The organism is Psychrosphaera sp. HA2-10 (assembly GCF_055693745.1).
In genome coordinates this window covers 1,873,849-1,889,302 of record NZ_CM146341.1, presented here as the reverse complement: position 1 = coordinate 1,889,302, position 15,454 = coordinate 1,873,849, and the positions used below count along the sequence as shown (strand labels likewise).

General features: G+C 40.8%; 13 protein-coding genes. All 13 read left to right on the top strand.

The features are described from left to right. Positions 1–18: 18 nt before the first annotated feature. The 13 genes from ACZ1GV_RS08720 (at position 19) to ACZ1GV_RS08660 (ending at position 15,432) form a co-directional block, all read left to right on the top strand. A complete protein-coding gene (locus tag ACZ1GV_RS08720) occupies positions 19–513 on the top strand; it encodes a chemotaxis protein CheW (RefSeq protein ID WP_210562122.1) in 495 nt (164 codons plus the stop codon). Positions 514–530: 17 nt separating this feature from the next. Next, positions 531–992, top strand: a complete 462-nt coding sequence (locus tag ACZ1GV_RS08715; protein ID WP_472673828.1) for a DUF2802 domain-containing protein — start codon at positions 531–533, stop codon at positions 990–992. A 120-nt stretch (positions 993–1,112) separates the two neighbouring features. Next, positions 1,113–1,880: a flagellar basal-body rod protein FlgF gene (gene flgF / locus ACZ1GV_RS08710; RefSeq protein ID WP_210562124.1), complete on the top strand. Its 768-nt coding sequence runs from the start codon at positions 1,113–1,115 to the stop codon at positions 1,878–1,880. 24 nt (positions 1,881–1,904) lie between these two features. Continuing rightward, positions 1,905–2,693, top strand: a complete 789-nt coding sequence (gene flgG / locus ACZ1GV_RS08705) for a flagellar basal-body rod protein FlgG (protein ID WP_210562125.1) — start codon at positions 1,905–1,907, stop codon at positions 2,691–2,693. Between the two features lie 68 nt (positions 2,694–2,761). After that, positions 2,762–3,445, top strand: coding sequence for a flagellar basal body L-ring protein FlgH (gene flgH / locus ACZ1GV_RS08700; RefSeq protein ID WP_210562389.1), 684 nt, complete (start codon positions 2,762–2,764; stop codon positions 3,443–3,445). Positions 3,446–3,454: 9 nt separating this feature from the next. After that, positions 3,455–4,549, top strand: a complete 1,095-nt coding sequence (locus ACZ1GV_RS08695; RefSeq protein ID WP_472673826.1) for a flagellar basal body P-ring protein FlgI — start codon at positions 3,455–3,457, stop codon at positions 4,547–4,549. Positions 4,550–4,581: 32 nt separating this feature from the next. Beyond that, a complete protein-coding gene (locus ACZ1GV_RS08690; protein ID WP_472673825.1) occupies positions 4,582–4,989 on the top strand; it encodes a hypothetical protein in 408 nt (135 codons plus the stop codon). A 315-nt stretch (positions 4,990–5,304) separates the two neighbouring features. Further along, positions 5,305–6,369: a flagellar assembly peptidoglycan hydrolase FlgJ gene (gene flgJ / locus ACZ1GV_RS08685; RefSeq protein ID WP_472673824.1), complete on the top strand. Its 1,065-nt coding sequence runs from the start codon at positions 5,305–5,307 to the stop codon at positions 6,367–6,369. A 12-nt stretch (positions 6,370–6,381) separates the two neighbouring features. Then, entirely contained in the window at positions 6,382–8,403 is a 2,022-nt protein-coding gene (flgK, locus tag ACZ1GV_RS08680) for a flagellar hook-associated protein FlgK (protein ID WP_472673823.1), read from the top strand. A gap of 6 nt (positions 8,404–8,409) precedes the next feature. After that, a complete protein-coding gene (gene flgL, locus ACZ1GV_RS08675) occupies positions 8,410–9,933 on the top strand; it encodes a flagellar hook-associated protein FlgL (protein ID WP_472673822.1) in 1,524 nt (507 codons plus the stop codon). Between the two features lie 324 nt (positions 9,934–10,257). Beyond that, positions 10,258–11,823: a flagellin gene (locus tag ACZ1GV_RS08670; RefSeq protein ID WP_472673821.1), complete on the top strand. Its 1,566-nt coding sequence runs from the start codon at positions 10,258–10,260 to the stop codon at positions 11,821–11,823. 362 nt (positions 11,824–12,185) lie between these two features. Beyond that, positions 12,186–13,730, top strand: a complete 1,545-nt coding sequence (locus tag ACZ1GV_RS08665; protein ID WP_472673820.1) for a flagellin — start codon at positions 12,186–12,188, stop codon at positions 13,728–13,730. Positions 13,731–13,920: 190 nt separating this feature from the next. Further along, the gene (locus ACZ1GV_RS08660; RefSeq protein WP_472673819.1) at positions 13,921–15,432 is read left to right on the top strand and encodes a flagellin; all 1,512 of its coding nucleotides are present in this window, start codon (positions 13,921–13,923) and stop codon (positions 15,430–15,432) included. The last annotated feature ends 22 nt before the right edge of the window (positions 15,433–15,454 follow it).

Here is a 15,454-nt window from a genome sequence, read left to right as displayed (position 1 = left end):
AATTTAGGAGTTGCTCAAATGAGTGAAGAAAGAGCCCCAGTCACTAAGTTAACAGACGGTAATGATGAAGTCTTGCAGTGGGTGACGTTTCGTTTAGAAGATGAAACTTATGGTATCAACGTAATGCAAGTTCAGGAAGTATTGCGATACACTGAAATAGCTCCTGTTCCAGGTGCTCCTGAATATGTACTGGGTATTATCAATCTTCGTGGTAATGTTGTAACGGTTATCGATACACGTGCTCGCTTTGGTTTGACCAATGGTGAGGTCAGCGATAACTCTCGAATCGTAATTATTGAGTCTGATAAGCAAGTTATCGGTATTTTAGTCGATAGCGTGGCTGAAGTTGTATATCTGAAAACGTCAGAAATAGATAGCGCACCAAACGTAGGCACAGATGAGAGTGCTAAGTTCATACAAGGTGTTAGTAACAGAGGTGGTGAGTTACTTATTTTAGTTGACTTGAATAAGCTCATGACCGATGAAGAATGGGACGAAATTTCAGATATCTAAATCTGGGAAGCGAATATATGATGGTGTCGACAGGGATTTTAATTGCAGTTTTAGTAGTCTGTTTAATTGGATTATTAATTTTAATGTCACGCCATCGTAAGTTATCTACTAAACAACAACTTTTGCATGCTCAATTCCAAGAAAACCTGCAGTACCAAGACGAAGCTTTGGCCCAACTTAAACAACAACTTCAAAATGATAAGTTGTTGCATTCAAAGTCTGATCAGTATTTACAGCAACTAAAAGATCTAGTACTTCAGCTGCAAACAAATCAACAACAACAGCTAGATGTAATTACCGAGTTAAACAACAAGGTTTTGCTACTAGAGCAAGAAAATCAACCAAACCCGTTATATACACGCGCTAAAAAAATGATTGAGTTAGGCGCAGACGTCGAAGAAGTTATTCAAGAATGTGAAATTTCTCGTTCAGAAGCTCAACTACTTGTTTCGATGCACAGACAAAACAAAACAGCCTAATCTACCACGTTACTTCTTCACCTAGTTTAGCCCTTTTAAAATAAGCCTTTCAAGCTCTGGCACGATTAATGCTTTTACAAGATAAGTATTTTTAACGTCGAGCAATTGACGGAGGCAAAGATGGATAAGCTCTTATATGTATCCATGTCCGGAGCGAAACAAAATTTAATCGGTATTTCAATGAATGCCAACAACTTAGCCAATGCAAAAACGGCTGGTTTTCGTTCTGACTTTGAACAGCAACGATCAATGCAAGCCTTTGGTGATGGCCTTCCTACGCGTGTTTTTGCTATGGAAGAACGCCCAGGTTCAAAAATGCATCATGGTGCAATTTCAACAACAGGCCGTGAGCTTGATGTTGCCATCTCGGGACGCGGTTGGTTGGCGGTTCAAGATAAAAATGGTGAAGAGGCTTACACACGAGAAGGCAACCTCCAAATTACACGTGACGGCTTATTGACGACTGCTAAAGGTACGCCAATTTTAGGCGAAGGTGGACCAATAGTTATTCCTGTTCCAGTAGAAAAGGTTGAAATTGGACCGGATGGCAGCATCACGGTTCGTCCTCAAGGTGCCCCAGCTAATTTTTTAGAAGTCGTTGATCGGTTAAAAGTTATCGAACCGCCAAGTGACAACGATTTGACAAAAGGGCTTGATGGTTTATTTCGATCTAAAGATGCAGTGCTGTCTAATGAGGCCTGTGGATTTTGTGAAGCATCGCCAAATATACGCATCGTCAGTGGCGCTTTAGAAATGAGTAACGTTAACCCGGTTGAAGAAATGGTGGCGATGATATCGCACCAGCGTCAATACGAAATGCAAATAAAAATGATGAAAAAAGCGGAAGATATAGATCGTTCGCAAGACACGTTGTTACGAATAGTTTAATTAGAATCAATTGAGGAGGCGGCTATGCATCCCGCACTTTGGATAAGTAAAACAGGCTTAGATGCCCAACAAACAGACATTGCTGTTATTTCAAACAACTTAGCTAATGCCAGTACGATTGGTTTTAAGAAAAGCCGTGCTGTGTTTGAAGACTTGCTCTATCAAAATATAAACCAACCTGGAGGGCGATCTTCTCAAGATACTGAGTTACCGAACGGTCTGATGTTAGGTGCGGGTACTAAAGTTGTCGCAACTCAAAAGAATTTCTCGCAAGGCAATATGTCTACTACAGAGAATAGTTTAGATTTTATGATCCAAGGCGATGGATTTTTTGAAATTCAACGACCAGATGGAACGTTGGCGTATTCAAGAAACGGACAATTTTCGCTAGATGAGAATGGTCGAATCGTTACATCCGGTGCAGGTTTTCCTCTGCAACCAGAGATGAACGTACCGCCTGAAGCAAAATCAATTACCATCTCCCAACAGGGTGAAGTTACGGTTCAGTTGCCTGGGCAGGGTGCTGGTGTAGCGATTGGTCAGCTTACGATAAGTGACTTTATTAATCCGGCCGGTTTAGAGCCAATAGGTCAAAACTTATTCACTGAAACAGGTGTAAGTGGCGCTCCGGTTCAAGGTAACCCTGGCGTAAATGGCTTAGGCATTATTGTTCAAGGCGCGTTAGAGACATCAAATGTGAACGTGACAGAAGAACTAGTGAACATGATTGAAAGTCAGCGAGTTTATGAAATGAACTCAAAAGTCATTTCATCAGTTGACCAGATGCTTGGTTTCATTACGCAGCAACTTTAATTAATAGACGTTTTCGGAGCATGATTATGAACATCAATAGTTCGCTAAATCAATTAAACCAAACCATCATGGATGTGGCTAAAACTAGTACGTTATTGATTGGATTAGGCTTATTGAGTGGTTGCGCTATGAACCATGATGTTGTCGAAGAAGATCCATTTTTCGCACCTATTATGCCGGAAATTCCAACAGAAGAAGTTGTAGCAACCGGTAGCTTGTATCATACCGGTTGGTCTAATGGCCTGTACTCAGACACAAAAGCCAGGCGTGTAGGCGACATCATTACGGTGATGTTGATGGAAAATACGCAAGCGTCTAAAACAGCAAAAACAGAAACAAAAAAAGAAACAGATGCAAGCCTTTCACCGTTAGTAGGTTTAAACGGACTCGCACCAACAATTAACGGAAATACGTTAGAAATGGGTATTGAGTCTGATAGCACGTTTAAAGGCGACGCTAAGTCGAATCAAAGTAATAGTCTAAATGGACAAATAACAGTTCACGTTTTACGTGTGTTGCCAAATGGTAACTTGATTATTCGTGGCGAAAAGTGGTTAACGTTAAATACAGGACAAGAATTCATTCGTCTGACAGGCATAGTCAGATCAGAAGATGTGTCGTCTGATAATACCGTTGATTCTACTCGCGTAGCAAACGCTCGAATTTCATATAGCGGCAAAGGTTCCTTGGCTGAAGCCCAAGAAACAGGCTGGTTATCACAATTCTTCATGAGCACAATGTGGCCGTTTTAGGGGAATGAGATGAAAATATTATTAAGTATAGTTACCGTGGTAGGCCTGTTATTAAGTAGCAGTGTAAATGCGGTCCGTATAAAAGATGTATCAACGGTTCAAGGCATCAGATCAAACCAACTAGTAGGTTATGGTCTAGTGGTAGGTTTACCTGGAACAGGCGAACAAACAAGTTTTACTGAGCAAAGTTTTAAAGCAATGTTAGGCAATTTTGGTATTCAATTACCAGCTAGCCTAAAACCCAAAATTAAGAACGTTGCAGCTGTTGCGGTACATGCCGATTTACCGGCATTCTCAAAGCCAGGCCAAAACATAGATATAACAGTCTCGTCAATTGGTAGCGCGGGAAGTTTACGAGGTGGCACGTTACTACAGACGTTCCTTAAGGGCGCTGATGGTAAAATATATGCAGTAGCTCAAGGTTCCTTAGTCGTTGGGGGCTTAGGTGTGCAAGGCTTAGATGGTTCACAAGTTGTGATTAATACACCGACTGTTGGTCGCATACCAAATGGTGCAACGGTAGAGCGCAGTGTGCCTACTCCTTTTGGTAATGGTGATCACATCACTTTTAATTTAAATGAACCAGATTTTACCTCAGCGAAAAGGCTTGCAGACACGATAAATAATTTAGTGGGTCCAAACACAGCAAAACCAATGGACTCAGTATCTGTGAGAGTAATTGCACCTCGTGATATCTCTCAACGAGTAGCCTACTTATCAGCGATAGAGAATTTAGAGTTTCAACCTGCGAGTACCAGTGCAAAGATTATTGTTAATTCTCGTACTGGCACAATCGTAATAGGCAAAGATGTAAGGTTAAAACCAGCTGCGATTACCCATGGTAATTTAACAGTAACCATTGCAGAAAACCAACAGGTTGATCAGCCAAATCCGCTAGCCCAAGGGCAAACGGTAGTAACAAATCAAACAATAATTGATGTAGCTAGAGATGATACTCGAGCATTTGTTTTTGACCCTGGTGCGAATCTTGACGATTTAGTACGCGCCATAAACCAAGTGGGCGCGGCGCCTGGCGACTTAATGGCAATATTAGAAGCCCTTAAACAAGCTGGTGCAATAGACGGCCAATTGGTTGTGATTTAACTTTTAATTTAAATAATAGAAGGAATAACACTATGGCATTTTCACAAGTATTGCTAAGTGATGTAACTGCGAATAAAGACACGAATCAGGCGATATTAGAGTTGTTAGACATTAACGAGTCTCACGACCTTCAATATCACGTTTATGAAATAGCTTACGGTGACAAGCAAATATTTTGCTGTTTATCTGGTGGTATCATTGAAAATGGTGTTATCGAATTTACACCCGTTGGTTTAGCTGCGTTTGAAGCATTAACTAATGTTAAAGAAATTTCAGATACAGAATATTTTGCTGACTTTATTAGCACAGAAGAAAATATTGCAGAGCAAATTGAGACAGTATTTTCACGTGTACCAAATGGTGCCAAAGTCTGTTTTGTCGGTGACATTACCGGCGAACTAAAAGAAGAGTTGTCTAAATATTTCACTATGATTCATTAGGATTATGGTATGACATTAGCCCACTGATGGACTGTAATTCTTTTACGGTTCATCAGGCGCTCTTATAAGAGCTCCCTCATTTAAACTGACATTCACTTAACTCAACCTTACTCAACTTAACCTTGCCTAACCTAAATTAATTCATTTAAATTCATTAATTTAGCTCAATTCAAATTACCTCAATTCAAATTATCTCAATTCAACATTAAATCTTGTTACGTATGACAAAACCTGTTGTTGGCACAAGTCTTGATATAACTAAATTATGATTAATTTATAGGCTCATTTTGATGCGAAAGTGTCAAAAAAACGACAATGAATAGTATTGGTGATTCAAGTAATTCTCTAGACCTAATTGGACTTCAAGAACTAAAGTCCCAGTCTCGATTAGATCCTGGAAATAAAGAAGCGCTGCACAAAGCTGCACAACATTTTGAGTCGATATTTATTGGCATGATGCTCAAGTCTATGCGAGAAGCAAACGCAGTATTTGAAGAGGGCAATCCCATGCATTCAAATACGACTAAGTTTTTCAGAGATATGTATGACTCCCAGTTGGCTACTGATATGTCTGAACAAGGCAGTATGGGACTCGCCGATATTATTGTTGATCAACTGAGTGGTGACAACGATAAATATATTAATGCAGGTGTGCTGCGAAATGATAACCGTTTTGATGAGTTAGTTGGCAAAATATCGACAAATAACAACATTGACAACTCAATTGAGTCGGTACAACCAACAGCTCAAAACCTCAGCTTCGTTACAAGAGACGATGCCGTTAAACAAAGACTATTTGCCACGGCCGAGGAAAATTCAAAAACAGGGCAATTAACAAATAACGTAAATGCCAAGAGTTCAGAAAGTGTAGGAATCAATTTTGATTCACCGGAAGCTTTCGTAGATAGCGTTTGGCATTTTGCGAAACAAAATGCCGCTAAAATTGGTCTAAACCCAGCTGTAATGATTGCTCAATCAGCCCTTGAAACAGGTTGGGGCAAACATGTGTTAAAAGATAAGGATGGTAATTCAAGTTTCAACTTATTCAATGTTAAAGCACTTCGAGATTGGGATGGCGATAAAACTGCGCAGTCCACACTTGAATTTGAAAATGGCGTCGCCGTGAAAAAAGTTGAACCTTTCCGTGTTTACAACAGTGTTAATGAGTCATTTGGCGACTTTATCAACTTCCTAAAATCGAGTAACCGCTATGAATCAGCCCTTGATAATGCTGACAATCCGGAACAGTTTTTGCAAGGTCTACAAGACGCTGGCTATGCAACCGATCCAAACTATGCAAATAAGATCTTAGGCATATTAAACAGCGACAATTTCAAAGAAATGATTGGCAAATTTTCTGAACCAAGTGATGGCGAATAGAGGAAATAGATAATGGCTGGCGGAATATTAGGTACGGGTATTTCTGGTTTATCAGCAGCTCAACATGGGCTCGATACTACTGGACACAATATTGCCAACGTAAATACGGAAGGTTTCAGTCGTCAACGAGTCGAAACTCAGTCAACGGTTGGACTAGCATTTCGTAGCACCTTTCTAGGTAACGGTACACAACTCGCCGCCATTACTCGCACATTTAATGACTTTAATTATCAAGAAGTCATATTCAATGCCAGCCAGTTTAATTCAAATAATACTAAATATGTGAACGCATCGAGAATGGATAACCTATTGGCCGATCCTGAAACTGGAATCACTACGTCATTCGAAGAAATGTTTGATGGGATAAATGGTATTACAGAAGAGCCAACCATTATTTCGGCAAGAAACGTAGTGATCGCTCGAGCAGAAACCGTGGCAAAACGATTTAATACTCTTTACGAAGAGATTTCCGGCCAACATTTAGGTGCGGTAAACGAAGAGATTATAACTACGGTTGAAGAGATAAATGCGATAGGGGCAGAGATCGCCAATCTTAACGGTAAGATTCAAGTTGAAAATGCCGTTAGTGGTGACGGTTTTCCGCCAAACGATTTACTTGATAAGCGTGATTTATTGCTCAAACAATTAAGCGAAAAAATACAAGTTGATACCATTAAGCGAGATGACGGTACGATTAATGTCACAATTGGTAAAGGTATTACACTAGTGACTAACTCATTTGCGTTGCCACTGTCGATTGAACGAAATGAATTTGATTCAAGTAAATTGGAAATTGGTATTGCCACCAGAGCAGACACAGTCAATAAAACATACATTACAAATCAATTATCAGGCGGTTCTCTAACTGGCTTATTTGACGCTAGAGACAATCTAATTTTACCGACATTACAAGAGATAGGTAAGTTAGCAATTGGCTTGGCGGATAACTTTAATCGCCAGCAAACATTAGGCCGTGATTTAAATGGTGAGTCTGGAGAGTACCTGTTTAAAGACATTAACGAACCACAGGCCGTTTTGAGTCGAACGCTTAATTCTCAATTTAATACAAATGAGACAAAGTTTGAAGTCTATATTCGTAATACAAATGAGTTATCGGGTGACGACTATCGATTGGATTATGACGGCACAAACCTTGATATGAAAGATATGCAAGGGAACCTTATCACTCAATTTAACGCCGCTGATATCGCTGCTATGGCCGGTGGCGCACAAATTGCCGTTCAGGGCGTGGGCATTTCGCTGTCGATTGATACAAATAATTTAACCGCCGGTGATAGTTTTATGATCCGTCCTACCATCAGCGGTGCAAGAAGCATAGAGCGAGTTTTAGAAGATCCTAAAAAAATTGCAGCAGCTGATAACGCGCTAGCCATTTCAGCGACAAACAATCCAAATAATATCGAATTAAAGCTGTATGAAATGACAGCGCCTTCTGCTCCGGTTGCAGCATTACCAGCGCCACTGCCAGATAATTCGATTTCAATTGAGATTGATGCCGCAGCAACAAACTATGTAGTTAGGGATTCTGGTGGCACAATTATTAGTGGACCTACGGCAATTCCAGCGGATCAAATTATCGATGATACAGTTGCTGGCTTTAGATTTGAGCTAAAAGGAGTGTTAGCTGGAAATGAAGTCTTTAGCGTCGTTCATGCAGATAACCCAGGCTTTGACGAGACTAAGAAATTCGGTCCGGGCGATAATACGAACATGCTAGAAATGTTGAGCTTTCAATCGCAAAGAAAGCTTGATAATGGCACCAATAGCTTGTCAGAAAGTTACGCAGACTTAGTGACGACGATTGGTGTAGAAACAAAGAGTCGCGAAATATCTACGTCATCATTCGAGACGTTATTAAGCGGTGCCGAACAAAGGCTTGCAGGTATTCAAGGCGTTAACCTTGATGAAGAAGCCGCAAATTTAATTCAATATCAACAAGCGTATTCCGCAGCGGCAAGAATAATTACGGTTGCTAGAGATATCTTCCAAACATTATTACAGGCAGCAAGGTAGACTATTATGACAATGCGTATAGCCACAAGTAACTATTTTGAACGAAGCTTAACGAACATGCAGAATCGTCAGTCGGCGCTTGACCGAGCGCAGATGGAGTTGTCTACAGGTAAAAAGATACTACGTCCGTCAGATGATCCAACTGGGGCAAACACAGCGATTAGACTGAGAAAAGAACTTGACGTTTCTGACAGGTACCTAACTGCGCAGAGCACCGCCGAGCGTTTCAACTTATTAAGTGAAAATGCGGTTAGCAGCATGACTGATATAATTTTTCGTGCTGAAGAGCTACTGCTAACATCTATTAACGGTACGATGGATCAAAACAGCTTAAATGCGATCGCAGAAGAATTGCAGCAACGATTAACTCAATTTGAAGGCTTGGCAAATACTACGAATGCTAATGGCGACTTTATATTTTCAGGTTATCAAACCACGACTAAACCTTATCAAAAAGATGACTACGGATATAACATTTATAAAGGTGATGATGGTCAACGGGATGTGTTAATTGCCGCTGGTTTCAAAGTAGAAGTGAATGATCCTGGTAGTCAATTTATTGATAATGTTCCGTCGTCAACGGCTAGTTTTATCCCAACCAGAAACCCTGGCAATCCGTCTAATACAGAAATTTCTTTGGGTTTTGTAACTAAAAAAGCCGAATTTGAAAATACATTACCACCTGTTTTTCCGGCACCTTATACGGTGAACTTTATTGCTGGTGCTGCTCCTGGCAGTATCCGTGTAGAAGTTAGGGACAATGGTGGCGTTGCAGTTCCTATTGAGCCTAACAAATCTGCTTTTTTAGATATTGCACCTGGCGACAGTGTTGAATTTAATGGCATCCAGTTTAAAACACAAACTAATCCAGCGCCTGCGGTTGGTGATTCCTTTCAATTCGATAGTTCACCAGATACTAGTATTCTGTGGACACTTCAACAAGCAATTGACGCTATGTCTATGGTAAGCACGAGTTATAATGCGTCACGAGATGCAGGCAATGCCTCAACTGCGGAGCTGACAATTGGTAATATTGTTGATCCATCATCTGGACATCTGTTTGACGATTACACGGTAAATATTGTTGCTGGCGGCAACTTTGAGGTTTATGACAGCCAAGGTACTTTAATTGCCGGACCGGAAGACTACACGGCAAACAATCAAATATCTTTTCGAGGTATTAAATTTGATATCTCAGCTGTACCAGTTGTAGGTGATGTGTTTCATATTGACAGACCAGAGAGTCAAGCTCGAGTTGACTTAGTTGGTGGTTTGCTTAGTGAATTAAAAGCAGGACTGACAACAATAGACAATACACGATCTGAAATGGGTGCTCGATTAAATGCAATTGAAGTCGAGATCACCGCACAATACCGATATCAAGAAGTAACCAAAAGCACCCTTGCTACAGTTGAAGAAATTGATATCTATGAAGCCATCAATAACTTAGAAAGTAATAAAGTTGGTTTACAAGCTTCGCAACAAAGCTTCGCAAAGATTCAAAATTTATCTCTATTTAACTATCTATAAGAACGACGGGTTATTTGTTTCCGCTTAAGCGGATCAAGTAGTCAAAAAAACGGCAATTATGATCCTTTTTCATTATTGCCGTTTTTTTTATCAAATATTTGTCATTCATTATTTTCCGTTTGAGTTCTTAAAATCACGCTAATTGACTATTTTAAAGCGCAAACAAACGAATCCCACTACTTTCAAGTTGTTGTTTTTAATGTTTTTTAATTATTTTTTTTGGAATTTGCAAAAAGGGATATAAAACTGGCACATAGAATGCAAAGTCAAGTGTGAGAAAGAACAGCAGGGGCAATCCCCTAGTTAAGTTCACAGGAGAAAACAATGGCTTTATTCGTAAATACTAACGTTGCTTCCATTAATGGACAGCGTAACTTAATGGGTTCGACCAACAATCTAGAAACATCTATGAATCGTTTGGCGTCGGGCTTAAGAATTAATAGTGCCCGTGACGATGCTGCGGGTCTACAAATTTCAAATCGATTAACATCGCAAATTAACGGCCTTAATGTGGCGATGCGAAATGCCAACGATGGTATTTCCATGGCACAAACAGCAGAAGGTGCGATGCAAGAGTCGACAAATATTCTGCAGCGTATGCGAGACTTGTCTATTCAGTCTGCAAACGCAACGAACTCAACGGTTGACCGTAAGGCGTTGCAAGAGGAAGTCATTCAACTTAAATCAGAGTTAGATCGTATTGCCAATACAACGACTTTTGGTGGCCAAAAGTTAATTGATGGCTCATTTGGTGTTCAACAATTTCAGGTTGGTTCACAAGCAAATGAAACGATTGCTATTTCGATAAACTCTGCGCAAGTTGATGATTTAGGTAGTGCCCGTTACAAGATGGGTGGAACAAACTTAGCAGGTTCTCCAGCAACAAACCTGGGTACAGCGGTTACCGGTATTGGTCACCCTCTAGCAGATGCTGCTGGTGAAACGTTAACTATTGGTGGCATTAACCCGTCGCAAGTATCAATTAATCAAAATGATTCTGCTGCGGACATGGCGGCAAAAATCAGCTCAGTATTTAATACCACGGGTGTTAAAGCTGACGCAAAAAGTGTAGCGCGTATTGAAGGTCTTACTAACGCAGCTAATGGTGATGGTATTAGTTTTGTGTTGGCAAATGGTGACCCAACAGATTCGACAGTAGGGCAATCTATTGTTTCATTTACTGCAAGTGGAGTCGTAGAAGACGACTTACAAACCTTGGTTAATAAAGTAAACGAAAACTCTGCAGTCACTGGTATCGGTGCTAAATACGATGCAGCAACAACATCAGTGATTTTAACATCGGAAGATGGCGATAATATCGTAATCCAAGACTTTACTGACTCAGGTGCAGGTGCAGCAGCGACATTTAATATGCAAGGTCGTAACTACGATGATGACGCCGATATCGGTGCAGTGGTTGCGGTAACTTCAGGCGGCGCTAACGACGTTACTGTTAAAGGTCAGTTGCAACTTGATAGCACAGTATTGTTCAGCGTATCTTCGGATACAGCCGGCGGTGGTGCGTCAGACTTAACAGGCTTAGCAGATACGGTAGTTGCTCAGGCAAATGAAGAAAATATTCAGTCTGTAGACATCACTACTTCAAAAGGCGCACAAAATGCGATTGCTATTATCGATGGTGCATTAAGCAAGATTGATAGAAACAGAGCGACACTAGGTGCAGTTCAAAACCGTTTACAATCGACAATTCAAAACTTAGCAAATATAGTGGAAAACTCATCGGGTGCACGAGCTCGTATCCGTGACACAGACTTTGCTAAAGAAACAGCAGAATTAACCCGTAACCAGATCCTACAACAGGCTGGTACGTCAATTCTTGCACAGGCTAATCAGTTGCCACAGGCAGCGTTATCTCTATTAGGTAACTAATGATTAATCCTAGTTAGGCTAAGCCTAACAATATTGTTTTCTCAAATTCTCATTTAAGAAGCCCCGTTTGGGGCTTTTTTGTTTTTGCGGAAAAGCATTGCCAGATCAGTTGGTTATTAATAAGGCATTTTATTGCCGGCTTTTTTAATTCATAACTTTTAAGTGACGAGTAAGTGATGATACTTCGAGTAAATGACGGCTACAGGCTTTTAAAAACGGCAATTAAGTCACTGTCTGTATTGATATTCATATGTTTTATTTCAAGTGTCTTCATTGGCACGAATGTTGAATATTAAACAATACATATAAATGGTAGTAACCAAACCTAATTTGATTTAGTAACAGTCTGAAAGGAGATTGTGATGGCATTAACAGTAAATACCAATGTGGCATCGCTTAACGGCCAGCGAAACCTTATGGGTTCAAGCAAAGGTTTAGAAACCTCAATGCAACGACTCGCATCCGGTTTAAGAATTAACAGCGCTCGAGATGACGCCGCTGGTTTACAAATTTCAAACCGTTTAACTTCTCAAATAAATGGCCTTAATATCGCTGTTCGAAATGCCAATGACGGTATTTCAATGGCTCAAACCGCTGAAGGCGCCTTGCAAGAGAGTACAAACATACTTCAACGTATGCGTGACTTGTCTATTCAAGCTGCCAACGCAACGAATACAACCGTTGACCGTAAAGCCCTGCAAGAAGAAGTGGTTCAGTTAAAAGCTGAACTGAATCGAATTGCTGACACCACTACATTTGGTGGCCAAAGCCTATTAGATGGCTCATTTGGCAACCAACAGTTCCAAGTCGGTGCCAACGCCAATGAAACAATTGGTTTAGCGATAAACTCTGCACAAACCGATGATTTAGGCAGTGCTCGTAGTTACCTAAATGGTGGCTCGATGGCGGTAGCGGAAGCTGGAGCGACCTTAGCTGCAGTTCAAGCTGATGCTGACTTTTTATTACCAGCACAAACGTTAACTATCGACGGCATTAATACTGCGAATGTTGCGCTAAGTCAGAATGACTCAGCCGCTGAAGTTGCATCTAAGATCTCTGCTGAATTTAATACTACCGGCGTTAAAGCGGATGCTCGAACATTAGCTCGCCTAGAAGAAGCTGGTGATACTAATTTTGATGCTGGTGAAACTGTAACTTTTGAATTGAGTAACGGAACCGGTGCTGATCCAGAAATTATTAGCTTTACTGCATCAGGATCTCTTTCAGAGGATTTACAAACGCTTTCGAATAAAATTAATGAAAAAGCAGCTGTTACAGGAATTGGCGCAAAATTTAATGCTGCAGAAATAGCGATTGATTTGACTTCAGAAGCCGGCGATGACATTGAAATTGCAGCGTTTGGAGAAGGTGGTGGTACGGCAAATGATCTTACGTTATCTGCTATTACTGAAACCGGTGCTGTTGTTGCGCCTGCATCTGGCCCGATTGCAGCTGCAACTCCAGCAGCAATCGTTCGAGGATTTGTGCAACTAGACAGCACATTGTTGTTTAATGTTTCATCGACCGAAGCACTAGCAGCAGACAGTGTTGTTAATGCCGCTACAGGTACTGCGGTTCAAGCAACAGAAATATCAGTAGACAGTGTTGACCTAACTACGGCAGATAGTGCACAAAACGCAATCGCTGTTATTGATGGCGCATTAGCTAAGATTGACCGAAACCGTTCTACGTTAGGTGCGGTTCAGAATAGATTGCAATCAACTATTAATAACTTGTCATCTATTTCAGAAAACTCATCGGCGGCACGCTCTCGAATTCGTGATACGGATTTCGCGACTGAAACTGCACAGCTAACTAAGAACCAGATATTGCAACAAGCAGGTACTACAATTCTTGCACAGGCAAACCAGGTTCCACAGGCAGCATTGAGTCTTTTAGGCGGTTAATTCGCTCTTTTTATAAAAAGAATGAAAATAAATTAGGACAGCTAACATGCTGTCCTTTCTGCGTTTTAGGGAATATTGGCCACGTTGAATTAAAAAAAGTGAAAAAAATATTAAAGGCGTTCATAAAAGCGCCGATAACATTTTTGAACGAAATATTAACTTTCACCCGCTTAGGGGTAGGAGAATCAACATGGCATTAACAGTAAACTCAAATCCAGCCTCAATAAACGCTCAAAACAAACTGGGCATGGCGTCTGGTGGTCTTAAGACTTCAATGGAGCGTTTAGCATCTGGTCTACGTATCAACAGTGCGAAAGACGATGCAGCGGGTCTACAAATCTCTAACCGTTTAACGTCTCAAATCAACGGTCTAAACGTTGCTGTACGTAACGCCAACGACGGTATTTCAATGGCTCAAACAGCTGAAGGTGCACTTCAAGAAAGTACTAACATCTTACAGCGTATGCGTGACCTGTCTGTTCAGTCTGCTAACGCGACAAACACAACAGTTGACCGTAAAGCACTTCAAGAAGAAGTGACTCAGTTAAAAGCTGAATTAGACCGTATCGCCGATACAACTACGTTTGGTGGTCAAAACTTACTAGACGGTTCATTTGGTAACCAACAATTCCAAGTAGGTGCTGATGCAAACCAAACTATCGGTTTGGCGATTAACTCTTCTCAAACTGACGATTTAGGTAGTGCTCGTGCAATTCTAGATGGTACCGGTTTAAGTGAAGGTACAGCATCAAATGCAACATTAGCAGGTGCTCGTACAGCCAATAACTTAACTGCACAGACGTTAACTGTAAACGGTGTAAACCCAGCTTCAGTTTCAGTAGCAGTAGATGATTCAGCGGCTGACATCGCAAGTAAAATTAATGCAGAATTTAATACAACGGGTGTTAAAGCTGATGCAATTACTGAGGTTCGTTTAACTTCAGGTGCAGTTTTTGATTCAGGTGAAACAATCAGTTTTGATTTAGGCAATGGTGAAGCAAATGAAACAATTTCATTTACAGCCACTGGTGTTGCAGCAGACGATTTACAAACATTAACTAACAAAATTAATGAAAAAGCGTCAGTTACTGGTATTGGTGCAAAATTTGATGCACAAAATACAGCAATTAGCCTAACATCAGAAGCGGGCAATGACATTGAAGTTAACAACTTTGCTGAAGGCTCAACGACTACTGCCAATGATTTAGTTCTTCAAGCATTAGACGCAGATGGTGCATTAGCTGGTGCAGCATCTACAGTTACAACAACGAACATTGCAGCGTCTGTGCGTGGCCGAGTTCAATTAGATAGCACGTTGTTATTTAACGTTGCATCATCGACTGCCGCTGAAATTACAGCTGGTTCAGCTCAGATTGCGGTAGAGAAAAATATCAAAAATGATATTGATTTGACTACAGCTCGTGGAGCTCAAGATGCTATATCTGTAATTGATGGTGCATTAGCGAAAATTGACCGTAACCGTTCAACACTAGGTGCCGTTCAAAACCGTCTAAGCTCTACTGTGAATAACTTGAGCTCTATCTCTGAGAACTCAACAGCTGCGCGTTCACGTATTCGTGATACAGACTTCACTGTTGAAACTGCTCAATTGACTAAGAACCAGATCCTACAGCAGGCTGGTACTTCAATCTTAGCTCAGGCGAACCAGTTACCTCAGGCAGCTCTTAGTCTTCTAGGTTAATAAAGACGAGCCACTGGCCACA

Coding starts and splice junctions, on each gene's coding strand:
- ACZ1GV_RS08695 (WP_472673826.1), top strand. CDS start 3,455: ATGAAAATATTATTAAGTATAGTTACCGTGGTAGGCCTGTTATTAAGT.
- flgL (WP_472673822.1), top strand. CDS start 8,410: ATGACAATGCGTATAGCCACAAGTAACTATTTTGAACGAAGCTTAACG.
- flgF (WP_210562124.1), top strand. CDS start 1,113: ATGGATAAGCTCTTATATGTATCCATGTCCGGAGCGAAACAAAATTTA.
- flgG (WP_210562125.1), top strand. CDS start 1,905: ATGCATCCCGCACTTTGGATAAGTAAAACAGGCTTAGATGCCCAACAA.
- ACZ1GV_RS08690 (WP_472673825.1), top strand. CDS start 4,582: ATGGCATTTTCACAAGTATTGCTAAGTGATGTAACTGCGAATAAAGAC.
- ACZ1GV_RS08715 (WP_472673828.1), top strand. CDS start 531: ATGATGGTGTCGACAGGGATTTTAATTGCAGTTTTAGTAGTCTGTTTA.
- ACZ1GV_RS08665 (WP_472673820.1), top strand. CDS start 12,186: ATGGCATTAACAGTAAATACCAATGTGGCATCGCTTAACGGCCAGCGA.
- ACZ1GV_RS08660 (WP_472673819.1), top strand. CDS start 13,921: ATGGCATTAACAGTAAACTCAAATCCAGCCTCAATAAACGCTCAAAAC.
- flgH (WP_210562389.1), top strand. CDS start 2,762: ATGGATGTGGCTAAAACTAGTACGTTATTGATTGGATTAGGCTTATTG.
- flgJ (WP_472673824.1), top strand. CDS start 5,305: ATGAATAGTATTGGTGATTCAAGTAATTCTCTAGACCTAATTGGACTT.
- flgK (WP_472673823.1), top strand. CDS start 6,382: ATGGCTGGCGGAATATTAGGTACGGGTATTTCTGGTTTATCAGCAGCT.
- ACZ1GV_RS08720 (WP_210562122.1), top strand. CDS start 19: ATGAGTGAAGAAAGAGCCCCAGTCACTAAGTTAACAGACGGTAATGAT.
- ACZ1GV_RS08670 (WP_472673821.1), top strand. CDS start 10,258: ATGGCTTTATTCGTAAATACTAACGTTGCTTCCATTAATGGACAGCGT.